Genomic DNA, 25,510 nt, shown 5'->3' on the forward strand with positions numbered 1-25,510 from the left:
TTATCGATGCCTAAGCCGTTGCGGGTTCCACCACCTCCAATTTCACCGCGCACACTTTGTATTCTGGAATTTTGGCTTCCGGATCCAAAGCGGGGTTGGTCAACACATTGGCCGCCGCTTCCGCAAAATGGAACGGCATGAACACCACGCCAGGCTGCATCTTCTTGGTGATGAATGCTGGAGCCTCCACCTGACCACGACGGGTGATCACTCGAATTCGCTGACTATTGTTGACTCCGAGGCGAATGGCATCATCCACGGAGATCGCCACCTTAGGTCCCGCCAACGCCTCCAGCCCCGGCGTTTTCCGAGTCATGGTGCCGGTGTGGAACTGAGCCAGATCGCGCCCCGTCGTCAGAATCAGCGGGTATTCATCGCAAGGCAACTCCGCCGCCGCCCTAAATGGGGTGGCTTTAAACTTCGCTTGTGCCATGCCTGCAAAACGGAAACGGTGCAGTACTGGCGTGCCAGGGTGATCCGTATCAGGGCAGGGCCAATGCAACCCTTGGTTAGACAGGCGATCCCAAGTCAATCCGGCGTAGCTTGGGGTGACTTCGCAGATCTCTGCGGTGATGTCGCACTCATCCAGATAGCGCCACTCAGCGCCCATTGCCTGAGCCAGAGACTGAATGATGCTCCAATCTCGGCGCGCCTGTCCCGGAGCGATAACCGCCGGACGCAAACGCTGAACTCGGCGCTCGGTGTTGGTGAAGTGACCAATCTTCTCAGCAAAGCTGTAGGCGGGCAGAACCACGTCCGCCAGTTGAGCCGTTTCCGTTAGAAAGATGTCCTGAACCACCAGGAAGTCCAGACTCTCAAGGGCCTTGATTACGTGGGCCTGATCCGGATCCGACAGCACCGGATTTTCCCCCATGACGTACAGGCACTTGAGCTCACGCTCAATCATGGCACCAATCATCTCGGTCAATGCCAAGCCTTTGTGCTTAGGCAGTTCACACTGCCAGTGGCGTTCAAACTTGGCCACCATTTCCGGATCAGACAGTTTCTGATAGCCGGGGAAGTAGGTGGGCAGAGCCCCCATGTCACAGGCGCCTTGTACGTTACTTTGACCACGCAGCGGATTGATGCCGCCACCAGTCACACCAATGTTGCCGCACATCAGCTGCAGGTTGGCCAGCGCGTGCACGTTATCGGTTCCCGTCGTGTGTTGGGTGATGCCCATGGCGTAGTACACGGCCGTGTGGTGTGCGGTGCCAATCAGCTGGGCCAACTCCAGAATTTGATGAGCTGGTACCCCGGTGACCGCAGCGGCATTGTCCAGCGCGTAATCGGCACGCATCAACTCGGCTTTGAGCTCAGCGAAGCCGGTGGTGCGTCGACGGATATAGCCCTCATCTTCCCAACCGTTCACCAAAATTTGCTGCATGATGGCGTTCAGCAACATCACATCGGTACCTGGACGCTGACGCAGATGCAGCGCCGCATGGGACACCATATCGATGCGCCTTGGGTCGATCACCACCAGACGCGCTTTACCCGTGGCCACCACCTGCTTGATCTTAGAGGCAATGATGGGGTGAGCACTGGAGGTATCGGAGCCGATGATCAGAATGAGATCTGAGTCTTTGATGCTGTCGATGTCATTGGTCATGGCACCGCTGCCCAAGGCTTTCCCCAACCCAGATACGGTGGACGCGTGACACAACCGAGCGCAATGGTCGACGTGGTTGGAACCCACCACGCTGCGAATAAACTTCTGCAGCACATAGTTATCTTCGTTGGTGGTCTTAGCTGAGGAGAGGGCGGCGATGCTGCCACCCCCGTGTTTCTGTTTCAGCGCCAACATGCGAGACGCGATCAAGTCGATGGCCTCCCCCCAGCTGGCGGGCTGCAGCTCACCATCCACCCGAATCAGCGGCTGAGTTAGGCGCTCAGGAGAGTTGATGAAATCAAAACCGAAACGGCCCTTCACACACAACATGCCATCGTTCACCGGCGAGCCTTCAACTCCGGTCACCTTCATCACCTTGTTGTGTTCGTCATCCACGTGCAGAGTGATGCCACAACCGACACCGCAATAGGTGCACACGGTGTTAACCTTGCGATACTCAGGTTTGAACCCATGTTGATGCTGAGTTTTGGCGGTAATGGCGCCCACTGGGCACGCCTGGATGCAGTTACCACACTGGGCACATTGGCTCTTGTTGAGCTCAATGCCATCGCGAACTTGTACCCGCTCATTGGTATCGCCACCGGGGAAATTCAAGATGTCATGGCCAGCCTGGTGACAGGCTTCCACACAGAGGCCGCAACTGGTGCAACGGTTTGGATCCAAACGGATGAAAGGCGTGGACTCATCAATCTTATACTGACGCTGGGGGGCGTCGGTGACTTCAATCTTGTACTCGGTGGCGCAGTCGCGCAGCAAACAATCTTCGCTCTTCTGACAGCCACAGGAGAGGCATCGCGCCGCCTCCTCCAGAATGTCACTGGCGTCAAAGCCCAGCTCCACCTCTTTGAAACTGGTGAGACGATCGTGCAGCGCCAACTCCGGCATCACCGCCCGCTTTTTCTCAGGGATGTGGTCGAAATAACGCTCCTCCACCTGCTTTAAGCTGGCGGCTTTACGGGCGTTATAAGCCACAGGGTCCACTTTGAATTGTCCCTGCTTGAAGTACTGCAAAATCGACTTGGCGCAGCGACTGGCGTCGCCAATGGCTTCCACAGCGGTTGCGGGGCCCAAACGGAAATCACCGATGGCAAATAGGTTGCCAACTCCGGTGTGCAGAGTCAGAGGATCCACATCGGCGGTGCTCCAGCGAGTCAGAGGAATCGCATCTTCTGGCAGACCATCCAAATTTGGCTTCTGGCTCACCGCCGGAATGACGGTATCAAACTCGTGCCACTGAAACTCACCAGTCGGTACAGGACGACGACGACCAGAATCATCCGGTTCGCCCATCGCAAGCCGTTCGACCTTAACTTTGCAGACTCGGCCTTTGTCATCGGCCTGATTTTCCACCGGTACCGACAGCATCATAAACTCGATGCCTTCGTGTTCCGCTTCTAAGATTTCGTACTCTTCTGCGGGCATATCAGCCTTGGTACGACGATAGATTATGGTGACATCCGCCCCTTGGCGTTTCGCCGTTCGAGCACAATCCACCGCGGTGTTACCACCACCGACAACCGCCACTTTGTTGCCAATGGCTACGGGTCGACCTAGGGTGAAATCACGCAGATAATCAACGCCTAGAATCATCCCTTTCAGATCTGAACCTGGGTAGGGCATGTCTACGGCATTTTGCGCCCCTAGGGCCAAACACACCGCGTCGTAATCCTCCTGAAGCTGCGCCAACTGAACGTCTCGACCTAAGCGCATGTCGGTATGAATGGACATGCCGGCACGGCACATCAACTCAATCTCCCGGTCCAGTACTTTCTTGGGCAGTCGATACTCGGGGATGCCATAACGTAGCCAACCGCCAGCGGCTGGCATCGCTTCAAACAGATCCACCTCTACCCCCGCATGGGTCAGGTGATAACCGGTACTCAACCCGCCCGGTCCACCACCAATAATGGCGACTCGCTTACCGGTTTTGCGCTTAATGGGCGCCAACGGGGGCTCTTCGTTCATCAACATCTGCTCGTCGGCAGCGTGGCGCTTCAGTTGGCGAATCGCTAACGGCTCATCCACTAGGCTGCGGCGGCACTCCGCTTCACAGAACGCTGGGCACACTCGACCAATAGAGAGCGGCATCGGCAGTTGCTGCTTAACCACCTCCATCGCCTCAGCAAAATCACCTTGAGCGATGTGGTACAGGTAGCCCTGAACGTCGACTTTGGCAGGGCAGGCTTGTTTACAGGGGGCTTCACAATCCCCGGCATGATGTTCCATCAGCTTGGTCAGTGCCTGACGGCGGCGAGCAGTGATGGCCTCCGACTCGGTCACCACCTCGACGGCTTTGGTCAGTCGAACCTCACAGCTGCGCTCCAGCTTGCCATTGATCTCGACGACACAGAGGTCACAAGGCCCCCGTTGCTGACTGTGGTTGTCCGCACAAAGGGCAGGTACGGCAACGCCTTGAACCCGTAATACGTCAATCAGACGTTGATTACTGAGTACCTCCTGGCGCTGGCCATTAATAATAATGTTGACTGTTGAAGAGGCCACGGGAGTATCCTTTTTCGTTATTACGACATGCGCGTTTTATCTGCATACTTTCCCTACCTCTGCAATAACTGAGCCGACTATAAAAAACCAAACTTTATATTTGTTTTAAATAAGAGATAAAGCCTATAAATTCCTTAACTTAATAGTAAAAAACGAATTTTGATTACGGCTATTTCTCCCCAACGACTATCACTATCAATTTGATATGAGACTCAAACGCCCCTTTTAAACTCCGGTATCAATTCGATATAAACCCGCGTGATGCTTGAAGAAAGCCGCTGACACTTTTGATCAAAACCCTCCGTCACCCTATTTCCACCATGAAAACGCTTCTCGATCAGGCCTGATATCAAGAAGTGAATCACAGCTCCCTGTTTTCTATTTGCTGGATTTTTAATTTTGGCGTGATTAATGCAATTACAGATTCAAGAATCATAAAAACATTGGTAGCGATATGATCAAACAATACTTGCAACCCACTACCGTCGCCGAAGCCATTGCCCTAAAGGCAGAACATGGTGAACAGGCATTCTTCTTAGGCGGCGGCTCCAAAGCCAACGCCACACCAACGAAGGTGGTTAAGCCCGTTGCGATTGCAACCAGCGGCCTCAACCTCTCAGGCATCGACACCAAAGACGGTGCCTTAGTACTCGGTGCAGGAACCCGCTTGCAAAGCTTGCTGGACCACGCCGACGTACCAACCTCTCTCAAAGCCGCTCTGCGCTTTATCTATTCCCGACACATCCGCAATCAAGCCACTTTAGGCGGTGAAATTGCGGCGGTTCAGCCTGAACGTCGCCTGATTCCTGCGTTGGTTGCTCTGCAAGCACAGCTGGAGTTGATGCAAATCGATGGCCAAAGCCTTCGCATCGATATGGAAACTTATCTTCAGGGTCAGCATCACGGTTTGATCACTGCGGTGATTCTGCCGGAGCCAGAGATGATCTGTGTCAATGAACAGGTTACCCGTTCGGCGGCAGGCTTAGCGGTACTGACCGCTGCGGTATCACTACCCAGCGGCTGCGACCACCCCATCATAGTGATCGATGGCATGGCCGAACAACCACTGCGCCTGCGCGATGTGGAGACCCAAGGATTGGCTGACGAAGCGCTAGAAACCGCCGTCGCCGATGCGATTCACCCAGTCGAAGATCTGCGCGGCAGCGTTGAATACAAGAAATACATTGCCGGTGTCGTCATTGCGGATCTACTGGCTCAAGCGCAGCAGGAGAAATAATGATGAAAATTCAATTTACCCTAAATGGCAAAGCCACCACCGTCGACTGCGCTGCCGGTGACAATGTACAACGCCTGCTGCATGGTTTGGGTTTGCACTCAGTGCGTGACTCCGACAACGGTTTCGGTTTCGCCGGATCCGATGCCATCTGGTTTAACGGCACCATCATTAACGCTTCACTGCTGGTTGCCGCTCAACTAGAAGGTTGTGAAATTCGCACAGCCGAATCCTTAAGTGAGTGGAACCAGCTAAGCCTAGTGCAACAGGCGATGATCGATGTGGGCACCGTGCAATCTGGCTACAACGACCCAGCCATGTCACTGATCCTAACCGACCTGCTGGAACGCATCCCCAATCCTAGCCGCGCCGAAATCGACGATGCCCTAACCGGTATCTTCAGCCGCGATGGTGGCTACCAGCAGTTCTATGAAGTGATCGAGCTGGCCATTGCCCGCCGCGATAACCCAGAAAAGAAAGCCGAGTACGCTCCAGAGTTCTGTGACGAGCTGGATGTGGTTGGTAAAGTGGCGCCGAAAACCGACTCGGTGAAGATGGTGAAAGCTCAACCAAGCTTCGTAGAAGACTTCATCGCCAAAGACGCCTGCGTCATCAAAATTTTGCGCAGCCCTCACCCTCATGCGTTCATCAGTAAGCTGGACGTAACCAAAGCAGAAGCTTTGGAAGGGGTTGTGAAGGTTCTTACTTATCGCAACACACCAGATACCCCATACACTCCAGGTGGCCAAAGTGCCCCTGAGCCATCGCCACTGGATCGCCGCATGTTCGGCCAGAAGATGCGTCACGTGGGCGACCGGGTTGCTGGCGTTATCGCCGAATCGGAAGCCATTGCCGCCGAAGCGATGAAGCTGATTGAAGTCGAGTACGACGTTCTGCCAGCCGTCATGACCATCGATGAAGCCCGTGCTGAAGGTGCGCCACTGGTGCACAACGAGCCTATCGAGTTTATGGCCGGAGCCCCAGCGGATCTGGATGAGCAGAATGCCAACGCCGATCCCCGTGAAGGCAAACTGATCGTCAACTTCCCATTTGGCTGCGAGCCTCGCAAGAACATCGCCGCCGGCGTTCAGGGCAAGATTGGCGACATCGACCAAGGCTTTGCCGATGCCGACATCGTATTGGAGCGCACCTACGAGTCCAAGCAGGCTCAGCAAACCCCAACCGAAACTCACATCTGCCATGCACTCATGGACGGTGATCGCTTGGTGATGCACGCCTCCACTCAGGTACCGTTCCACGTTCGCCGCCAGGTTGCTCGTCTCCTTGGCGTGAAGCAGAACAAAGTTCAGGTTCAGAAAGTGCGTGTAGGTGGTGGCTTCGGCTCCAAGCAGGACATCTTGGTTGAAGACGTAACCGCCTATGCGGCGTTCGTGACCGGTCGTCCTTGTTACCTGCACTACACCCGTGAAGAGGAGTTTATCGCTTGCTCCAGCCGTCACGTGGCCAAAGTAAATCTGAAAGTGGGTGCGAAGAAAGACGGTACCTTAACCGCCATCGACATGGACTTTATGGCCAACACTGGCCCATACGGTAACCACGCACTGACCGTACCTTCTAACGGTCCTGCACTGTCACTGCCACTGTATCCAATTGATAACGTGCGCTTTAAGGTAACCACCTACTACTCAAACATCTGTCCTACCGGTGCTTATCAAGGTTATGGCGCTCCGAAAGGGGTGTTCGCACTGACCATGATACTGGCGGAAATTGCCAAAGAGCTGGACATGGATCTGTTCGAAATCATCGAAAAGAACCGCGTTCACGAAGGCGACCCGCTGAAGATCAAAGCCGCCGTCGGTGAAGGTGACCTGCCAACTGAGCCGCCAAAAGTACTCTCTTGTGCACTGGACGACATCATGCGCATGGGTCGTGAACAGTTTGGTTGGGATACACCAAAACCGGATCTAGGCAAAGATTGGACCGTTGGCCGCGGTATGGCCATCATCCAGCAGAAATCCGGTATTCCAGATATCGACCAAGCCAACTGCCGCGCCAAACTGGCTTCCGATGGCACTCTGATTGTTCACTCCGGTGGCGCCGATATCGGTACCGGTCTGGATCTGGTGGTGGCCAAGATTGCCGCTGAAACTCTGAAGATGCCACTGGAAGAGATCACCGTTATCTCCGGTGATACCGACCACTGCCCGTTTGATAAAGGGGCCTACGCCTCTTCAGGTACCTGCTTCTCCGGTAATGCCGCCAAGAAGGCAGTGGAAGCGATGCGCGAACGCATCCTGACCTGCGCCGCCGACGCATTGGAAGTGACGCTGGCCGACGTTGAACTGGTTCACCCAGCCACCGTTCAGGCTAAAGATGGCCGCCGCATCACCTACGCCGAAATCGCTCACAAAGCGGAAGGCGGTAAGGGTTGGGGGCAGCTACTGACCTCCGGCAGCTTCATCACCTCAGACTTTGCCTTCCCTTACGGTGCCAACTTCGCCGAAGTGGCAGTCAACACCCGTACCGGTGAAGTGAAGCTGAAGAAGTTCCACGCCCTACTGGATTGCGGTACGCCGATGAACCCAGATCTGGCCCTAGGTCAAATCTACGGTGCCAGCATGCGCGCCATCGGTCACAGCATGACGGAAGAGATTGCCTATGACAAAGCTGGCCAACCTCTCACCCGTGATCTGAAGTCCTATGGCGCTCCAATGATCGGTGATATACCGGAAGAATTTGTAGCAAAATTAGTACCTTGTGACGATCCAGTGGGTCCATTTGGTGCCAAATCCATCTCTGAAATTGGTGTAAACGGGGCCTCTCCAGCCATCGCCAGCGCCATCCATGACGCCTGCGGCGTGTGGCTCAGAGAGTGGCACTTTACCCCTGAGAAGATCCTAAAGGGACTAAACAAAATTTAACTTTGGGAACCGTTTCGAGGCTCGGAAACCGTCCGAGCCTTGAAACACATAAATGCTGAACAATCGGTTTCGCCTTGGGAGATTTGCGGCGAAGCGGATTGACAAGGAGTAAGTATGAAACACGAACATTCAATTAAGGCCATCCGCGGTACCTTTCTGGACATTCGCCAGACTTCAGAAACCGCTGAAGAGGTAGAGGGCAACACCCGCTACATCAAAGATGGCTTAATGCTGATTAAAAACGGTCACATCGACTGGTTCGGCGAATGGGAAGAGGGCAAGGACAGAATTCCAAAGAGTGTCCGCATTCGTGATTACCAAGGTAAGCTGATCGTTCCTGGCTTTATCGACACCCACATCCACTACCCACAGGCGGAGATGGTAGGTGCCTATGGTGAGCAGCTACTGGAGTGGCTGAACAACTACACCTTCCCAACTGAAAGCCGTTATAAGAACAAAGAGTACGCCCGTGAGATGTCCTCGTTCTTCTTGAAGCAACTGCTTCGTAACGGTACCACCACCGCCTTGGTGTTCGGTACGGTTCACCCTGAATCCGTTGAAGCGCTGTTTGAGCGCGCCGAAACCCTGAACATGCGCCTCATTGCCGGTAAAGTAATGATGGACCGCAACGCGCCTGACTACCTGCTTGATACCCCAGAAAGCAGCTACGAAGAGTCGAAAGCACTGATCGAGAAGTGGCACAAACGGGGCCGTTTGCTGTATGCCATCACCCCACGTTTCGCCCCCACCTCCACCCCCGAACAACTCGACGCCGCCCATCGCCTCAAGCAGGAATACCCAGACACCTACATGCACACCCACCTGTGCGAAAACGAAAACGAGATCGCTTGGGTGAAAGAGCTCTACCCAGAGCAAAACGGTTATCTGGACGTATACCATCACCACGGCCTAACCGGTAAGCGCAGCGTATTCGCTCACTGTGTGCATCTGGAAGATCACGAGTGGGACTGCCTGCACGATACCGATTCCGCCATCGCCTTCTGCCCAACCTCCAACCTCTATCTGGGCAGTGGCCTATTCAAACTACGCGAAGCGTGGAAGAAGCAAGTGAAAGTGGGCATGGGTACCGACATTGGCGCCGGCACCACCTTCAACATGCTGCAAACCCTCAACGAAGCCTACAAGGTAATGCAGCTGCAAAAAGACAAGCTGTCTGCCTTTGAAGCCTTCTATCTGGCCACTCTGGGGGGCGCGAAGTCGCTGTCTCTGGATCACCAGATCGGTAACTTTAACGTGGGCAAGGAAGCGGACTTCGTGGTTCTTGATCCTTGCGCAACCCCATTACAGCACCTGCGCTGGGACAACTCTAAGTCTCTGGCGGATCTGTTGTTTGTTCTGATCACCCTAGGCGATGACCGCACGGTCTACCGTACCTATGTGGATGGTCGCTTGGCCTACGAAAGAGGCTAGATGATGACGAAAACGGTGGCGTAGTTTCGCCACCGGCAAATTTAATAAAACCAGGCGGTCTGCGGTTAATGGCGCGTATTGAGAGAAGCGCTGATAGCTGCACTCCTACATACCAAAAGTAAAGGAAGTACCATGTCTGATGTTCAAACCGCACCTGCAAGTGGAGCAGGTACCCTCAACCAAAAGCTCGATAATTTCTTTAAAATTACCGAGCGTGGCAGTTCCGTTCGTCAAGAACTGATTGCCGGTCTCACCACCTTCTTAGCAATGGTGTACTCGGTAATCGTGGTTCCCAACATGTTGGGCGCCGCCGGATTCGACCAAGGTGCGGTGTTTATCGCCACCTGTGTAGTGGCCGCATTCGGTTCGTTATTGATGGGTCTTTGGGTGAACCTGCCCATGGCCATTGGTTGTGCCATCTCATTAACCGCATTTACCGCATTCAGTTTGGTCTTAGGCCAAGGGGTCAGTATCCCTGTGGCTCTGGGTGCCGTATTCCTGATGGGTGTGGTGTTTACTCTGATCACCGTCACCGGTGTGCGCCAGTGGATCCTCAATAACCTGCCTGCGGGTATCGCCCACGGTACCGGTATCGGTATCGGCCTGTTCCTGCTGTTGATCGCAGCTAACGGTGTTGGTCTTATCATCAAAAACCCACACGACGGTTTGCCTGTAACTCTGGGTGCCTTCACCTCATTCCCTGTGATCATGTCACTTTTGGGCCTGGCAGCTATCATCGGTCTGGAAAAACTGAAAGTGCCTGGTGGCATCCTGATGGTGATCGTTGCCATCTCAGTACTGGGCCTGATCTTTGACCCAGGTGTGACTTTCCACGGCGTATTCGCGCTGCCTAGCATCGAAAACTCCCTGTTCGGCACCATGGACATCATGGGCGCCATGAGCCCTGTGGTTCTGCCCGCCGTATTGGCATTGGTGATGACCGCCATCTTTGATGCAACCGGTACCATCCGCGCGGTTGCTGGCCAAGCCGGTCTTCTGGATGACAAAGGTCAAATCATCAATGGTGGTAAAGCACTGACCGCCGACTCCGTCAGCTCCATCGTTGCCGGTGCGACTGGTGGCGCTCCTGCAGCGGTTTACATCGAATCTGCGGCGGGTACCGCTGCCGGTGGTAAAACCGGTCTGACTGCGGCTCTGGTTGGCGCACTGTTCCTAGTACTTATCTTCCTAGCGCCATTGAGCTATCTGGTTCCTGGTTACGCCACTGCGCCAGCTCTGATGTACGTAGGTCTACTGATGTTGTCTAACGTCGCCAAACTGGACTTCGAAGACTTCGTTGATGCCTTGGCAGGCTTGGTATGTGCGGTATTCATCGTACTGAGCTCCAACATCGTTACCGGCATCATGCTGGGCTTTGCCACTCTGGTTATCGGTCGCCTGTTCTCCAAAGAGGTGTCCAAACTGAACCTAGGCACAGTTCTCATTGCCATCGCCCTGGTTATCTTCTACGCCGGCGGCTGGGCCCTATAAGCCCAAACACCTTTTCAATCTACTCAATCCAGTGAGGCTGGGCGCACTTTGCGCCTTGCTTCACTCCACCCATTTGAAAAAAGGAAGTTGTGATTATGAGTAGCTCTGACCTGATTTATGGTTTGCATGACCGCCCGACCCCAGGAAAAGCTTTCCTGGCTGCACTGCAACACATTCTGGCTGCTTTTGTGGCCATCATTACTCCCCCCATCATCATTGCCTCCACTCTGGGGCTAACCCATCAGCTTCCTTACTTAGTGGCGATGTCGCTGTTTGTTTCTGGTATCGCCAGTTTCATTCAGGCACGCACCTTCGGCCGGGTTGGCTCTGGGTTGATGAGTATTCAAGGGACTAACTTTTCCTTCGTTCCCATCCTGATCTCCGCAGGCTTTGTGCTTAAAGGCCAGGGTTTGAGCGAAGAGGAGTTACTTGCCAACATCTTTGGCATGACCTTCGCGGGTTCCTTCATCATCATTTTCGTGTCGTTCTATCTGGATAAACTAAAGAAGATCATCACCCCTTGCGTAACCGGCATCGTGGTGACCTTGATCGGCTTGAGCCTTATCAAGATTGGTGTGACCGATATGGCGGGCGGGTTTGGTGCAGAAGATCTTGGTGATATTCGCCACATTGGACTCGGTCTGTTTACCCTGATTATCGTATTGGTGTTTAACGTCATGCGTCACCCGATTCTTCGGGTTGCCTCGTTGGTGTTGGGTATGTTCTTCGGTTGCCTAATGGCAGCGGTTATGGGCGAGCTATCGGCGCCAGATCTGTCCCACATCGACTGGTTCGTGCTCCCCATGCCATTCCGCTATGGCATCGGCTTCGATTTCACCCTATTCATCCCGATTATGGTGATCTATCTGGTGAGTGTGCTGGAAGCCATTGGTGACCTAACCGCCACCTCTCGTGCCTCCGACGAACCCACCGATGGTCCGGTGTATCGCCGCCGCATCAGCAACGGCATCTTAGGTGACGGGGTTAACTGCGTTATCGCTGCCATTTTACAAACCTTCCCTTGCACCACCTTCAGCCAAAATAACGGTGTGATCACCATTACCGGTATCGCCAGTCGTTATGTGGGCATGTTGGTAGGCGGCATTCTGGTGGTGATGGGACTGTTCCCCATCATTGGCGCGGTATTCCAGCAACTGCCTACACCGGTTCTGGGTGCCTGCACCACCTTCATCTTCGGCACCATCGCCTTAAGTGGCATCCGCATTCTGGCGGGTGTGGACTTCCAACGGAAGCAGGTGATCACCGTTGCCGTTTCCTTTGGTATCGGTTTGGGTGTGGTGTTCGTTCCGGAAGTGCTTAAGGATCTGTCGCCTATGTTGCAGAACGTCTTTGGTACTGCGGTTTCTGCCGGTGGTATCACAGCCATGCTCTGCTCCCTGCTACTACCAGGCAAAGAGGAAGCCAAGGTGAAAGAGGAGGATCTGGTCACTAGCGAAGATGGTGCCAGTTAACCGAAACTGACTCTGAAAAGGCAGCGATTTCGCTGCCTTTTTTATGCAGAACAGAGAAAGTGAAAGTTACTAACGCAGTATGAAGGCCGATTAAATCAGCCCTTCGGGAAGCGCTAAAACGCCCAGACTCTACGTTAGCATTGTTCGAAAGGTAGCTACATTGGTTCGCAACGCGGCTTTGATTCAGAACTTTTGAGGGCTTCTGAACTGCACAGAACATTAATGTAATTGGTATTATTTCTGTCATTATCAATGTCATGGGAGGTTGCTATAGTTAATTCAACCATTCCCCACTTATGACAATGAGGCCGATTATGTTAGGCGAGATTCACACCCTTGAGCACGACTTTCCAGCCCACAAAAGTGAGATTCACCAACTGATTGCGAATGATGACCGTTTTGCCGAAGACAACAACCGCTACAACGCTTTGGACAAGCAGATTCGCGAGCTTGAGTTGGCAGACAGCCCAATAAGTGATGAAGCCATGCATCAGCTTAAACATCAGCGTTCTGAGCTCAAAGATAGCCTGTATCAGCGCCTAATAACCCCCTAATTCCAAAAAGGGCAGCCAATTGGCTGCCCTGTCTCATTCACTCCATCCCTTTGGGCGGTTGCATCACCGGTGCAATCTTCTTTAATGCCGCGATCAGCATGTAAAGTGCCGTAGCAAGAAAGATGATGCCCAGATACTGCGCCATGCCTAGATTGATGTGCGTTACCCCTTGCGCCAACAGCGGGCCAGTCACCGAGCCCACGCTGTAGCTCAGCAACATCAATTGGGTAACCCGAACAATCTTGCTGGCCGAGACGCCCTCACACGCCTGATTAATCGCAATAGGGTAGAGCACAAACGCCGACGCCCCGAGCAACACCATGGCAACGCCAAAATCCATCGAGGACTGAGCCTGCACCATCAGCACCGCCGACAGGGCTCCAACTAGACTGAACATCGACATCAGCAGCGCCTTACCGATGCGACTGGAGAGCCAGCTCCCCAGCGGCTGCACCGCCATACCGCCAACCACCATGAGCGCCATCATCAAGCCGGTCTGTCCCTCGAGCAAAGGCTGCTGATGCAGATACACCGGCATTAACCCATACATCGGCCCAAGTAACAATCCAGAGATTAAACACCCAATGGTGGCAGAGATACTCACCCGCTTTACCTGAGGCGCAGACTCGACAGGCTCTAACGCCAAAGGCGGCGGCGAGCTGTTTCTAGCCACCAACACCGGCACAATGGCAGACAGCATTAACCCCATCACCACCCCAAATGGCAATGAACCAGTAAATCCAAACTGGCCGATGAGCAGTTGCCCTAACGCATTACCGCCGTACAGTGCGGTCATGTAGAGGCCTAGGCGTAGCCCGCGCTTACGCTCATCTTCCACCAGCAATAGCCAAGATTCCACCACCACAAACACCCCTGCAGTGGCGATGCCCGCCAGCAGGCGCATTCCAAGCCACACCATGGGGTAGGGCAGCAGCCACATGACGGCAATGGTCACCACCAACACCGCCAGAGACAAAATCAACGACCAGCGATGACCAATCTTTTTAACCAGTGGCTCAATGAACATGGCACCCAGCAATAAGCCACCATAGAGGCTGCTGGCCAGCCACGCGGCCATCGCCTCAGGCATACCTAAAGGCAGCAAAGAAAGCGGCAACAAACTCATCAGATAGCCTGCCGCTATCGCAAACAAAAACAGCCCGCCAATCGGCGCAACAACCCCGGATTGAGCACGGGAACTTTCCGACAAGACCACCACAGCCTCCAATCAAACTCCCGCCCTCCTGAACCTCTGCAGGGGCTAAGAACGGCGGGATATTAGGGCCGAAATCGGTTGGAGTAAAACGAAATTTTTTAGGTGGCCAACAATAGAAAAACTTATGGTTCAGACTGGGGGTCGCCGACGGTTTGGTAGGCCTGCTTAGGAACCGGTGCCAACTGCCAAACCAGCCCCAATCGCTCCATGATTTTGAGTCCCCAAAAGGTTGGATCCAACTCCCACCAATAGAAACCATTTCGGGCGGATTTTGGATATTTGTGGTGGTTGTTATGCCATCCCTCTCCCAAAGTCAGCAAGGCCACCACCCAGTTGTTTCGGGACATATCGTCAGTATCGTAGCGACGACTGCCAAAGCGATGGCACAGCGAGTTTACCCCCAAGGTGGCGTGCAGCAATGCCAAGGTCGACACCACAAAGCCCCACACCACCAGCTGCGCTCCGTCGGTGTTTAAACTAGGAAGGTAAGCGGCGCACAACTCGCCAACTAGGAACAGCGTTGCAATCAGCGACAGCGGTGCCACCCAATCGAAGCGATTTAACCAACGAAGTTCGGGAAAACGACTGAATTCAGGAATCTGTTTATAGGGCGTAGCAAAACTGGCGTTGCAGGTGAACCACAGCATGTGACTCCACCAAAAGCCGTCTTTGGGCGAGTGCAGATCCCCCTCTTTATCGGTGTGGGCATGATGCTGGCGATGGTGACCACTCCACCATAATGGCCCACGCTGGGCGGCGCTGGCACCAATGAAAGCAAACACAAACTGGACCCACCGGTGGGTTCTGAACGCTTTGTGTGCGAAATAGCGATGATAAAAGGCGGTGAGCGCAAACGCCCGAACAACATAGAGCACTGCGGCGATAGCCAAAGCGAACGCCGAGGCTGGCACCCAGAACACGGCAATCACGCTAACATGCAGCATGATAAACGGCAGGCATCGCACTAGATTAAACCGCCGACTGTGAGGGTCTTCCAACGGGGTAGATTCGTTATCCAACCAGACTTTCCAATGGCTCATGCCAGCGCTCCTCCATGGTGTGAAGTTAACTGCTACGAGCCTACCTCTTTAGAGGATCAGTTAAGTCTCAGTGGTTGAATTACCCTCCCAGCAGATAAGCATCACAAGCTAACGCTTTATCCTTGCCCATTGAATTGCCATAAAACGCCCCCAGATCGTGGTTAACGGCTTATTAAGTGGACAATCATGGACATCGCCAAAGCACAACAATCAAAACTGCACAGCAGCATGCTCGCCATGTTGTTGGTGGTGCTGTTGTCGCTGTTTATCCACGGCGACGCCAACCATTTTGAACCAAGCCGTTCACAGGGTTACGACAGCATCCATGATGCCCCAGCGCTGAGCCTAAACCACGCCGCAACCAGCGGTTTTCATTTCGCCCACCCAAGGCAAAATTCCGGCGTAGAATGGGCGCTACCAACCCCAATCTGGTGGGTGGCACTGACCCTAGTTGTATTCTGGCTCAGTACTCCACTCCCTAAACCTTGGTTTCATCAGCAGCAAGCCCCTCCGAGTCGAGTCTCCGGCTGGCGGGATTCAAACCTGCTGTATCGAGGGCAGTTAACCTTCGAACACTGAGTTCACCTTTACCCAATTTGCGCTTCGGAGCCTCCGACAGTGCCGACTTTGTGTACCCCAAATTTAAGGTGAATCCATATGAAACAACGTGTTATTAAATTTTTTTCCAACGCCATTTTGGTGTTGTTAGTCGTTATTTTCTGCCTTTCCAGCTTAACGGCTTACGCTGCGCCAATGGCGTCCGACAAGGTAGAAGCGCTGATTGAACAGAGCCTTGAGGTGATGCGAGCCCATTACATCAACCCCCACCGGGTGGATGACGTAGCCCACCACCTGCAGAGTAAGTTAGAACGAGGGGACTATGATGATATCCATACCCTAACGCAGTTTGCCGAGTCCGTCGGTCGCGACATCCGTTTGTCCTTAAACGATGATCACATGAGCTTGTACGTTAAAGCACCTAACCAGCAGGCAAGCCACGAATTAACCCACCCTCAAGGCAAATTGACCCACAACGGCGGTTTCGAGCAGGTTAGTTATCTTGCCAACAACACTGGCTACCTCAAGTTCAACAAATTTTCCCCTGATAACGAGGCTAAGGCCACGGTAGACCACGCTTTGGGCTTTCTCTCCAGCGCCGATGCCATCATCATCGATCTGCGCGATACCGTTGGCGGCTCGCCAGAGTTGGTTCAGTATTTTCTGAGTCATCTGATCAGTAGCAATACCGAACTTTGGCAACTCTATGGCCAAGGAGATGAACTGTTGGAAACTCACTTCGCTAGCGCGGTCAACCCCCAACGAATCAGTGCAGATACCCCTCTGTTATTACTTACCAGCCATCACACCGCCAGTGCTGCCGAGCTGTTTGCTGCCGTACTTCAAGCTCAAGGACGCGCCCTCGTGATTGGGGAAACCACTGCGGGAGCGGGGCACTTAGTGGGAGTGCGCAATGTGACCGATGAGTTGGTGTTTCGACTCTCCTTGATCAAGCCGGTGGTATCAGCAACAGGAGAGAGTTGGGAGGCCAAAGGGGTGGAACCTCAACTTAAGGTTCCAGCCTTAGATGCACTAGAACGAGCTCAGCTGTGGCTAAGGAATTTTGGTTAACCAAATAATCGAATCAATCTAATAGGGCGCCAGTTGGCGCCCTAGTTTAGGAATATTATCGATTAGAAGTGCTGTTCAAGATGCGCATCAAAACGGGTGAAATCACCGTCGATGTCGGCATTTTTCATCACATCATAACAGGCGAAGGTTGGCAGCGCCGTCATCCCAAAGAAACGGAAATTGGCATGCATGTGCAGGAGCAGATCATCCACCGACTTGCCCTGAAACAGGTACTCGGCTTCGTCATCAAAGGCCGCTTTGGGGGCGTTAAAGGTGACCGACAGCATGTATTTGGTGTCAGTTTGAGTACCACCGGTACCGTAGTTTTTCGTAGGTGCTTCTTGGGTTCGCCCATCAAAATGGCAGAGCGCGCCCCCCATGCCAGCGGTAAACACCTCATCCATGTAACGTTTGAAAGACCATGGAATGGTCATCCAATTGATTGGAGTCTGCAGAATTACCCGATCGGCCCATTCAAAGTGGGCTAACTGTTCCTCCACCACAATGTCATCCTGCATGGTCACCACTCTAACTTGGTGGCCCTTTTGCTGCAGCTGTGTTTTGGCTTTTTCGACCAACGACGCATTCAGCTTACCCTCTGAGTAGGGTGAGGGTTCATGGGCATTAATGATCAGTACCTGACTCATTACGTAACTCCTAAAGCGATTTGGCTATCTGTATGGGTTTGTTGAGATGTGGTTTATTATGGTAACCTTGCGCCGTTAATCAATTAGTATACTTTTAGTAACCTAGTTTATTTTTGAGGGTAAATTTGAGAAGCCAAGTAGAAACAGACTCTTACGGAAGAAAAAAAGCAGTCAATCCTTGCCTTGAACCCTGCGCCATTGAAAAAGGGATGCGCTTGATCGGCGGAAAGTGGACCGGTTCACTGATTTTCCACCTTAAAGATGGTCCAGTGCGGTTTAACGACCTATCCCGGATGTTAGGCGGGGCCAGCAAAAAGATGGTGGATCAGCGCCTCAAAGAACTTGAGGCCAATAATATGGTCATTCGTAAAGTGATAAACGATCGCCCAGTAGCAGTCACCTATGAATTGACAGACTTCGGTCGATCGGCACTGGATATTTTGGACAAGCTGAGGCTCTGGTCCCAATCCAATGACCTGTAACCAACGTATAAGACGTACGATTTAAAAGTTTAGATGTAGAGAGTTTGCACATGGTTGAAGTAAGACAAGCCGTTCCATTAAGAGTTGGCGAAGCTCAAGTAGAAGCGGAGATCATCTCCTTCACTGGGCTGGAATCCGGCCTTGAGCACGTTGCCATGCGATTTAAAGGCACCCAACCAAGTAGCAACATTCCGCTGGTTCGCATGCACTCGGAATGTCTGACGGGAGACGTATTCCACTCCTCTCGTTGTGATTGCGGCGAGCAGTTGAACGAAGCGATCAACCGCATCCACACCGAAGGCGGCATCTTACTGTATCTGCGTCAGGAGGGGCGCGGTATCGGCTTGTACAATAAGTTGGATGCTTACGTGCTTCAGGACACTGGGCTTAATACCTACGAAGCCAACGTGAAGCTGGGCTTTGGTGAAGACCAGCGCGAATTCGCCGAAGCGGCCGAAATGCTGAAAGCGCTCGGGGTGGATCACATCCGACTGCTGTCCAACAACCCACGTAAAAACAAACAACTGACCGAAGCCGGCATCAAGGTCGAAACCATGGTAAACACCTGCGTTCACCTAAAACCCGGCAACTCCAGTTACCTAGCCGCGAAGAAAAGCCACGGCGGCCATCAGTTGGCATTGTCATAATTCAGTGATAACTGCCGCAGATACGAAAACAGGAGCCATTGGGCTCCTGTTTGCGTTGGATCTTGCCGCGCTTACTCTACGGTTACCGACTTCGCTAGGTTACGTGGCTGATCCACGTCGGTACCTTTAATCAGTGCCACGTAGTAGGACAGCAGCTGCAGAGGCAGGGTGTAGATGATAGGTGCAATAAACTCGTCACAATGAGGCACTGGCAGTACCTTCATGGTGTCGTCGGAGGCAAACTCCGCCTGCTTATCAGCGAATACGTACATCAAGCCGCCTCGGGCACGCACCTCTTCCACATTAGACTTCAGCTTCTCCAACAACTCGTTGTTTGGCGCCACCACGATAACCGGCATGTCGGCATCGATCAGGGCCAGAGGGCCATGCTTAAGTTCGCCAGAAGCATAAGCTTCCGCATGGATGTATGAAATCTCTTTCAGCTTCAATGCCCCTTCCATAGCGATAGGATATTGGTCGCCACGACCTAAGAACAGCGCATGCTGCTTATCGGCAAAATCTTCAGCCAGATCCTCAATCTCATCATTGAGGCTCAGCGCCTGCTCAACTTTAGTTGGCAGAGACTGAAGGCTCTGAATGAGGTGCGCCAGCGTGGCTTCACCCATTCCTTTATGTTGACCGATGGCACCGGTCAGCATCAGCAGCGCCGCCAGCTGCACGGTAAAGGCTTTAGTAGAGGCTACACCAATCTCTGCACCCGCTTTCATCATGTAAGCCATGTCTGACTCACGCACCAAAGAGGAGCCAGGTACATTACAGATGGTTAGGCTAGAGTGATAACCCATCTCTTTGGCTAGGCGAAGGGCAGCTAGGGTATCTGCAGTCTCACCGGATTGAGAGATGGTGACCAGCAAGCTGTTCGGGAATACGTGGGACTTGCGGTAGCGGAACTCAGACGCAATCTCAACGTTACAGGAAACGCCTGCGTGCTGCTCAAGCCAGTAACGAGCCACCATACCGGCGTGATAACTGGTACCACAGGCGATGATCTGTACATGGTCAACGTTGGCCAGCAGTGCATCGGCGCCTTCTCCGAAGGCATCGGCGGCAATTTTGCCACCCACAATGCGATGCTCTAACGTGCGCTGCAGTGCCAGCGGCTGCTCATGGATCTCTTTCATCATGTAGTGACGATAAGGGCCTTTATCACTGGCTTCGTGGGAAACCTCAGACTCCTTCACCTCACGCTCTACTGAATTACCGTTAGCATCAAAAATGTTTACTTCACGGCGAGTCACCTCAGCCACGTCGCCCTCTTCAAGGAAAGCAAAGCGGCGGGTTACAGGCAGCAGAGCCAGTTGATCAGAAGCGATGAAGTGCTCGCCCACACCATAACCGATCACCAATGGACTACCGGAGCGAGCCACCACCATACGCTCCGGATCAAGGCGGTCCACAATCACAGTACCGTAGGCGCCTTCCAGCTGCTTCACGGTAGCCTGAACCGCCGCTAGCAAGCTGTCGTGAGATTTCAGTTCGTGATGGACTAGGTGACCGATCACTTCGGTATCAGTATCCGATTCAAACTGGTAACCCAGACCTTGTAGGCGCTCACGCAGGGGAGCGTGATTTTCGATAATGCCGTTATGCACTACCGCAATGTCACCGCTAGATTGGTGAGGGTGAGCGTTGCGCTCAGATGGCTCTCCATGAGTCGCCCAGCGAGTGTGGGCAATACCAGTACCGCCAGATAAAGGCTGAGCTTCTAGCGCATTTTTAAGCTCTTGCACCTTACCCAAACGACGCAGTCTATTTAGATTATTGTCACCATCAATAATCGCCACACCGGCTGAATCATAACCACGATATTCCAGTCGTTTCAGACCTTCCACCAAGATCTCAGCAACATCACGCTGAGCTACTGCACCAACAATGCCACACATAATTAGGCTCCTAATTCGAGTTGAGATGCACAGATAACCTGCACACCCTGTAATTCAATTTGCTGGCGGACATCGTCCGCCAAACGATAATCGGTAATCAGCCTGGTCACTTCGGACCACGGCAGTTCAAGATTGGGAATACGTCGTCCAACCTTGTCCGCTTCCACCATCACATTCACCTCTCTCGAAGCGCTGGCCATCACACGAGACAGCCCAATCAGTTCATTGAATGTGGTGGTTCCACGTGAAACGTCGATGCCATCGGCACCAATAAATAGTTGATCAAAATCGTAAGAGCGCAGCACCTGCTCCGCCACTTGTCCCTGAAACGATTCAGAATGGGGATCCCAGGTTCCTCCGGTCATCAAAATAGTGGGTTCAGGCTCCAATGCTCTTAGCGCCTCTGCGCCATCCAATGAATTGGTCATCACCACTAGGCCACGCTTGTTATTAAGCTCTGGGATAAGAGCTGCGGTAGTTCGACCGCTATCGATAACAATGCGTTGATGGTCCCTAATCAGCGCCATAGCTGCCCGCGCGATAGCCACTTTAAATGGCGACCTCTTGTGCAGAGGATCATCTTCAATCACCTCCTGAGGCATCGCCACCGCGCCACCGAATCGACGTAACAACAGGCCGCTGGTTTCCAATGCCGCCAAGTCCTTTCGAATGGTAACTTCTGAAGTTTCAAATTGACGAGCTAACTGCTCAACACTGACCTCGCCAGCCTCATTAACCACCGCCACAATGTTATGACGACGCTGTTGAGTATTACGTTTCGACATTGGAATTTAAGTTTCGTTTTGAAAGATAAGTAGTATAGTTGCTAAGCCATAAGTCGCAAGTTTTCCCGACTTAAAACCCTATCAGCACCCCGAATACGCTTTACGCCGCAAAAAAATCAAACCGTAACGGCAATATTTTTTTCACAAAAGAGACACACAGACTGTTTAGCTTCCAGCTACTGCGTCATCGACGCATTCAAATTCAATAATTAAATACTGTGTGAGAATCAATTATGGACAAGGGATTTAAACTGTCGCTGATGGCGATGACCCTAGCGGCAGTCTTATCAGGCTGTGCCGATGATGGCAGCGATGGTGCGGCTGGCACCCCTGGTCAGAACGGTCAAAATGGACAAGATGGCTCCAATGGCGAAAACGGTCAGGTCGGAAAACTGACCCGCATCGCCACTGTGCCTCTGGGCGCCGAAGTAACCGGTATCTTCCTAAACGAAGAAGGTGATCTGTTCTTCAACCTGCAGCACCCATCTTCCGCCAATACCGAAACCGATCATAACGACACCGCCTACAACCGCGGTACCGTGGGCGTGTTAACTGGCGTCAACTTCAACCAACTGCCAATGGATCTGGTTGATTCTCCGGTGCCAGCGTCTGAGAAAGAGCAGCAGACCGTCATGGCGGCCTACGGCCAATATCAGATCATTGGTCAGAACGGCGATACCTTAGATGGCAAATTACCAAAAGGCTTAGGTGTTATTCACAGCCTCAGTGGCGACACTGCCGTTGCCGATACCGATATGCCTGACTTCAACGCTTACGTTGCTGTTGAAGAGGGTAAGGGTTACCTATTCACCAACTGGGAGCACATTCCCGGTGGCATGAGCCGTTTGATGATCAGCAAGAGTGCCGATGGCTCCTGGAAAATCGACGACGCAATGATGCTGGACTTCTCCGAGATCAAAGGCACCGCCGCCAACTGTTTTGGTAGCCTGACCCCTTGGGGTACGCCACTGAGTTCAGAGGAGTGGATTGTTGGCTCCAGCGCCGGTGAGGTAACCAACTTCGACTGGAACAACCCTGACGCACAGTACGCTAACGACACAGCCATGCAAGCGATGCTCGATGGCAGCTATCCAAACCCTTACGACTACGGTTACATCATCGAAGTGACCGATCCGAAAGGGGAAGCCAAGCCAGTTAAACACTACGCTTTGGGTCGCTATGAACACGAAAATGGCACAGTCATGCCGGATCAGCGCACCGTATACCTGTCTCAGGATGATACCGGTGGCGTGATGTTTAAATTTGTTGCCGATGCCGCAGGCGATCTGAGTGCCGGTACCCTTTACGGTGCCAAACTGACTCAAGATGCTGGCTCGACTGAGCCTCTAACCACAGGTTTCGACGTTGAGTGGGTTGAATTGGCTCACGGCAACAGCGATGAGATTGAAAGCTGGATCCGTGAATACGATGGTATCGACCGCGATGATTACGTGGAAGGCGAAACCAGCTACATGACCAATGCTGACGTGGAAGCTTGGGCTAATGGCGATGCCAACTACCCAAGCGTTGCAGATGGCGGTAGTGCCGTTACCGCAGGCAAGCCCATGGACGACCGCGCCGCATTTCTAGAATCTCGCTACGCCGCCGACCTTAAGGGTGCCACCTCTGAGTTCCGTAAACTGGAAGGCATCAACATCAACGCCAAACGCGCCGAACAGGCTATCGACGGCAAAGTTCACTTTGAAAACGAAACCATCGACAGCGCTTACGTCTACTTTGCCATTGCCGATCTGGATAAAACCATGATCGATGGGGAAGGGGACATTGCGCTATCTAGCCGCGTGAAAGACTGTGGCGGGGTGTATCGCATGCCTTTGGGTGACAACTACAACGTCAACCGCATCGAACCGGTAGTCATGGGCAGCACCTATCGCGACAGCCTAACCGGCGCCGCCCGCTGTGACGTTGACCAACTGTCTCAGCCTGACAACGTTATCGTCATGGACGATGGTCGTCTACTGATTGGTGAAGACGGTTTCCAGACCAACAACACCCTGTGGATGTACAACCCAATCAACAAGTAAGCCAACTTGTGAACCTCGGCCAGTCCTATTGGGCTGGCCGATTTTTCGATCCTAATCGGTCTAACATAATGAAAACGATAATATTACCGCTAGTGTTCAGTGCCTCTGTTCTTGCCGACTCTGCCGATACGCCACTGGCGTTGCGAGACGACATTCCCGCTCGTGCCTACCTAGAGCACAACAGCCTCTATAACGCCGAGTCGGTGATTCCACCTCAGTGCTACACCAAAACCGAAGGCAAAAATAACCCCTGTTTTGTCTGTCACCAGACCAATGTGGATGGTCGACCCAACACCATGAACGATGGCAGCCTTCAGGGAAGCTACGACTTCTCCGACCTTGGCCTCAATAACCATTGGCAGAATCTATTTAAAGATCGCCGTGACGCGATAAAGGCCACCTCAGACGCCGACATTGACGCCTATGTGCGCCAAGACAACTATCAGACCCTACTGAGTCGCGCCAACTCAGAACAATGGCCAGCAGAGCCGCTGCAACTAGAGCAGTTGGCTTACCCTAACCAAGCCTTTGATGAACTTGGCTTTGCCAAGGACGGCAGCCACTGGGTGGCCTTCAACTACAAACCGTTTCCCAGCACCTTTTGGCCCACCAACGGCTCCACCGGCGATGTGATGATCCGTCTTCCAAAAGCATTTCGTGAACATCAGGGCCACTACTCCAGAGATCTCTATCTGGCCAACCTCAGCCTACTGGAGATGACAATCAAAGACCAGGATAGCCTTAGCGTACCGCCTCTGTCTGAAACCAAACTCAAACTGGATCTCAACGGCAATGGTCAGCTAGAACCTCAGATCACCCAGATTCAAAGACAGAGCCATTTCCTTGGAGATGCCAGCAATCAACCGCTCAACCGGATGCTGTATCCCAAAGACACCGAATTTCTGCACAGCGTGCGCTACATCGACATCGATGCTCACGGTAACATTCAGCCCGCGCCGCGAATGAAAGAGCTACGCTACATGCGCAAGCACATCGACGTTACTCCACAACAACTGCGCAGCGCCTATTACCTAGAACGTAAAGAGAAACTATTCGAAAACTTGCCGCAAACCACCTTCATTGGTGACAAAGGCATCGCCAATAACTTTGGCTGGACCATCAATGGCTACATCGAAGATGACACTGGCGAGCTTCGTCACCAAAATCAACAGGAACTGGCGTTCTGCAACGGTTGCCACAAAACCATCGGCACCACCATCGATCAGGTATTCTCCTTTGCCCGCAAAGTGGAAGGTGCCCAGGGTTGGGGCTATCTGGATCTAAGTGTTCAGCAGGACGTCCCCAGCTTTAGCGACAACCAAACTCTCAGCAAAACCCAGGGTGAGTTTCTGACTTACATGCAGCGAGTGGGCGGTGGCGATGAGTTTCGTCAAAATACTGAGATGCTCAGCCGTTGGTTTGATGCTGAGGGTAACGTGGATGTGGCCAAAGTGGAGAGCGTAAGCTCCATTGCCGAACTGATCCTGCCTTCACCACAGCGGGCAAGGGCGCTCAATAAAGCTTATCGGGAGATCGTGAAAGAGCAGAGTTATCTATTTGGCCGAGATGCGGTATTGGCACCAGCCACCAATGTGTTCCAGCAGATCGATGCCGATGTAGCACCACTAGAGCCCCAGCACCGTTACCGGTTTGATATCCGCTTAGAGTGGTTTGCTGAGTCGATGAAAAAGTCACAATTGGCGACGACCAACCAGCAAACTGCGGAGGAGTAATACCAATTCAATTAAGGAGATGATCAGCTTAGTGCGCCGAGTAAATTGTCTCAATCTAGACGCTCAATGCCGTTGCTAGTGGTTCTAACAACAAATTGAGCAACGAAGAGTGAGGCAATTTAAACAAGCAATAATGACTAGATCTTTAGTTGAATTGGTATAAATCAAAAACGCCGCCCTTGG

At 52.9% G+C, this 25,510-nt stretch carries 18 protein-coding genes; 12 read left to right on the forward strand and 6 right to left on the reverse strand.

All coding sequences use genetic code 11. The annotated features are described in order from the left end of the window. Nucleotides 1–10: 10 nt before the first annotated feature. Nucleotides 11–4,135 carry a formate dehydrogenase subunit alpha gene (gene fdhF / locus FCL42_RS16695; protein ID WP_169308429.1) on the reverse strand — a complete coding sequence of 1,375 codons (4,125 nt, stop codon included), beginning with the start codon at nt 4,133–4,135 and terminating at the stop codon, nt 11–13. 454 nt (nt 4,136–4,589) lie between these two features. On the opposite strand from fdhF, the gene ygfM reads away from it, so the two are divergent. The 6 genes from ygfM (at nt 4,590) to FCL42_RS16725 (ending at nt 13,199) form a co-directional block, all read left to right on the forward strand. Beyond that, nucleotides 4,590–5,372 carry a molybdopterin-dependent oxidoreductase FAD-binding subunit gene (gene ygfM / locus FCL42_RS16700; RefSeq protein WP_136864570.1) on the forward strand — a complete coding sequence of 261 codons (783 nt, stop codon included), beginning with the start codon at nt 4,590–4,592 and terminating at the stop codon, nt 5,370–5,372. Beyond that, the gene (locus tag FCL42_RS16705; protein WP_229359893.1) at nt 5,372–8,251 is read left to right on the forward strand and encodes a molybdopterin-dependent oxidoreductase Mo/Fe-S-binding subunit; all 2,880 of its coding nucleotides are present in this window, start codon (nt 5,372–5,374) and stop codon (nt 8,249–8,251) included. Before ygfM ends, FCL42_RS16705 begins: the two co-directional genes overlap by 1 nt. 114 nt (nt 8,252–8,365) lie before the next feature. Continuing rightward, nucleotides 8,366–9,682, forward strand: a complete 1,317-nt coding sequence (gene guaD, locus FCL42_RS16710) for a guanine deaminase (RefSeq protein ID WP_136864571.1) — start codon at nt 8,366–8,368, stop codon at nt 9,680–9,682. 132 nt (nt 9,683–9,814) lie between these two features. After that, on the forward strand, nt 9,815–11,173 hold the full coding sequence (locus FCL42_RS16715) for an NCS2 family permease (protein WP_136864572.1): 1,359 nt from the start codon (nt 9,815–9,817) through the stop codon (nt 11,171–11,173). A 95-nt stretch (nt 11,174–11,268) separates the two neighbouring features. Next, nucleotides 11,269–12,645 carry a uracil-xanthine permease family protein gene (locus FCL42_RS16720; protein ID WP_136864573.1) on the forward strand — a complete coding sequence of 459 codons (1,377 nt, stop codon included), beginning with the start codon at nt 11,269–11,271 and terminating at the stop codon, nt 12,643–12,645. Nucleotides 12,646–12,959: 314 nt separating this feature from the next. After that, nucleotides 12,960–13,199: a YdcH family protein gene (locus FCL42_RS16725; RefSeq protein WP_136864574.1), complete on the forward strand. Its 240-nt coding sequence runs from the start codon at nt 12,960–12,962 to the stop codon at nt 13,197–13,199. Nucleotides 13,200–13,236: 37 nt separating this feature from the next. Here the strand turns inward: FCL42_RS16725 and FCL42_RS16730 are convergent, their stop codons facing one another. Both FCL42_RS16730 and FCL42_RS16735 read right to left on the reverse strand, forming a co-directional pair. Then, nucleotides 13,237–14,415, reverse strand: a complete 1,179-nt coding sequence (locus tag FCL42_RS16730) for an MFS transporter (RefSeq protein ID WP_229359894.1) — start codon at nt 14,413–14,415, stop codon at nt 13,237–13,239. 122 nt (nt 14,416–14,537) lie between these two features. Beyond that, entirely contained in the window at nt 14,538–15,455 is a 918-nt protein-coding gene (locus tag FCL42_RS16735) for an acyl-CoA desaturase (RefSeq protein WP_136864575.1), read from the reverse strand. 186 nt (nt 15,456–15,641) lie between these two features. Between FCL42_RS16735 and FCL42_RS16740 the strand changes: the two genes are divergently transcribed. Further along, entirely contained in the window at nt 15,642–16,034 is a 393-nt protein-coding gene (locus FCL42_RS16740) for a hypothetical protein (RefSeq protein WP_136864576.1), read from the forward strand. A 78-nt stretch (nt 16,035–16,112) separates the two neighbouring features. Further along, nucleotides 16,113–17,084, forward strand: a complete 972-nt coding sequence (locus tag FCL42_RS16745; protein WP_136864577.1) for a S41 family peptidase — start codon at nt 16,113–16,115, stop codon at nt 17,082–17,084. Between the two features lie 62 nt (nt 17,085–17,146). On the opposite strand, the gene FCL42_RS16750 is transcribed toward FCL42_RS16745, so the two are convergent. Then, nucleotides 17,147–17,731, reverse strand: coding sequence for an NAD(P)H-dependent oxidoreductase (locus FCL42_RS16750; RefSeq protein WP_136864578.1), 585 nt, complete (start codon nt 17,729–17,731; stop codon nt 17,147–17,149). A 125-nt stretch (nt 17,732–17,856) separates the two neighbouring features. Between FCL42_RS16750 and FCL42_RS16755 the strand changes: the two genes are divergently transcribed. After that, the gene (locus FCL42_RS16755; protein ID WP_136864579.1) at nt 17,857–18,213 is read left to right on the forward strand and encodes a winged helix-turn-helix transcriptional regulator; all 357 of its coding nucleotides are present in this window, start codon (nt 17,857–17,859) and stop codon (nt 18,211–18,213) included. Nucleotides 18,214–18,263: 50 nt separating this feature from the next. Further along, nucleotides 18,264–18,860, forward strand: coding sequence for a GTP cyclohydrolase II (locus tag FCL42_RS16760; protein ID WP_136864580.1), 597 nt, complete (start codon nt 18,264–18,266; stop codon nt 18,858–18,860). 71 nt (nt 18,861–18,931) lie between these two features. On the opposite strand, the gene glmS is transcribed toward FCL42_RS16760, so the two are convergent. Then, entirely contained in the window at nt 18,932–20,764 is a 1,833-nt protein-coding gene (glmS, locus tag FCL42_RS16765; RefSeq protein WP_136864581.1) for a glutamine--fructose-6-phosphate transaminase (isomerizing), read from the reverse strand. Between the two features lie 2 nt (nt 20,765–20,766). Continuing rightward, nucleotides 20,767–21,549, reverse strand: a complete 783-nt coding sequence (locus FCL42_RS16770; protein ID WP_136864582.1) for a DeoR/GlpR family DNA-binding transcription regulator — start codon at nt 21,547–21,549, stop codon at nt 20,767–20,769. A 233-nt stretch (nt 21,550–21,782) separates the two neighbouring features. On the opposite strand from FCL42_RS16770, the gene FCL42_RS16775 reads away from it, so the two are divergent. Both FCL42_RS16775 and FCL42_RS16780 read left to right on the forward strand, forming a co-directional pair. Continuing rightward, nucleotides 21,783–23,594: an alkaline phosphatase PhoX gene (locus tag FCL42_RS16775; RefSeq protein ID WP_136864583.1), complete on the forward strand. Its 1,812-nt coding sequence runs from the start codon at nt 21,783–21,785 to the stop codon at nt 23,592–23,594. A 68-nt stretch (nt 23,595–23,662) separates the two neighbouring features. Beyond that, the gene (locus FCL42_RS16780; RefSeq protein WP_205729288.1) at nt 23,663–25,327 is read left to right on the forward strand and encodes a hypothetical protein; all 1,665 of its coding nucleotides are present in this window, start codon (nt 23,663–23,665) and stop codon (nt 25,325–25,327) included. The last annotated feature ends 183 nt before the right edge of the window (nt 25,328–25,510 follow it).

This window comes from Ferrimonas aestuarii (assembly GCF_005116665.1).
GTDB lineage: Bacteria > Pseudomonadota > Gammaproteobacteria > Enterobacterales > Shewanellaceae > Ferrimonas > Ferrimonas aestuarii.

What these genes read in the sequence shown, in the direction of transcription:
- FCL42_RS16740 (WP_136864576.1), top strand. Translation starts at nt 15,642, where the DNA reads ATGGACATCGCCAAAGCACAACAATCAAAACTGCACAGCAGCATGCTC.
- FCL42_RS16705 (WP_229359893.1), top strand. Translation starts at nt 5,372, where the DNA reads ATGATGAAAATTCAATTTACCCTAAATGGCAAAGCCACCACCGTCGAC.
- FCL42_RS16780 (WP_205729288.1), top strand. Translation starts at nt 23,663, where the DNA reads ATGAAAACGATAATATTACCGCTAGTGTTCAGTGCCTCTGTTCTTGCC.
- guaD (WP_136864571.1), top strand. Translation starts at nt 8,366, where the DNA reads ATGAAACACGAACATTCAATTAAGGCCATCCGCGGTACCTTTCTGGAC.
- FCL42_RS16760 (WP_136864580.1), top strand. Translation starts at nt 18,264, where the DNA reads ATGGTTGAAGTAAGACAAGCCGTTCCATTAAGAGTTGGCGAAGCTCAA.
- FCL42_RS16775 (WP_136864583.1), top strand. Translation starts at nt 21,783, where the DNA reads ATGGACAAGGGATTTAAACTGTCGCTGATGGCGATGACCCTAGCGGCA.
- FCL42_RS16745 (WP_136864577.1), top strand. Translation starts at nt 16,113, where the DNA reads ATGAAACAACGTGTTATTAAATTTTTTTCCAACGCCATTTTGGTGTTG.
- ygfM (WP_136864570.1), top strand. Translation starts at nt 4,590, where the DNA reads ATGATCAAACAATACTTGCAACCCACTACCGTCGCCGAAGCCATTGCC.
- FCL42_RS16770 (WP_136864582.1), bottom strand. Translation starts at nt 21,549, where the DNA reads ATGTCGAAACGTAATACTCAACAGCGTCGTCATAACATTGTGGCGGTG.
- FCL42_RS16750 (WP_136864578.1), bottom strand. Translation starts at nt 17,731, where the DNA reads ATGAGTCAGGTACTGATCATTAATGCCCATGAACCCTCACCCTACTCA.
- FCL42_RS16715 (WP_136864572.1), top strand. Translation starts at nt 9,815, where the DNA reads ATGTCTGATGTTCAAACCGCACCTGCAAGTGGAGCAGGTACCCTCAAC.
- FCL42_RS16720 (WP_136864573.1), top strand. Translation starts at nt 11,269, where the DNA reads ATGAGTAGCTCTGACCTGATTTATGGTTTGCATGACCGCCCGACCCCA.
- FCL42_RS16735 (WP_136864575.1), bottom strand. Translation starts at nt 15,455, where the DNA reads ATGAGCCATTGGAAAGTCTGGTTGGATAACGAATCTACCCCGTTGGAA.
- FCL42_RS16725 (WP_136864574.1), top strand. Translation starts at nt 12,960, where the DNA reads ATGTTAGGCGAGATTCACACCCTTGAGCACGACTTTCCAGCCCACAAA.
- glmS (WP_136864581.1), bottom strand. Translation starts at nt 20,764, where the DNA reads ATGTGTGGCATTGTTGGTGCAGTAGCTCAGCGTGATGTTGCTGAGATC.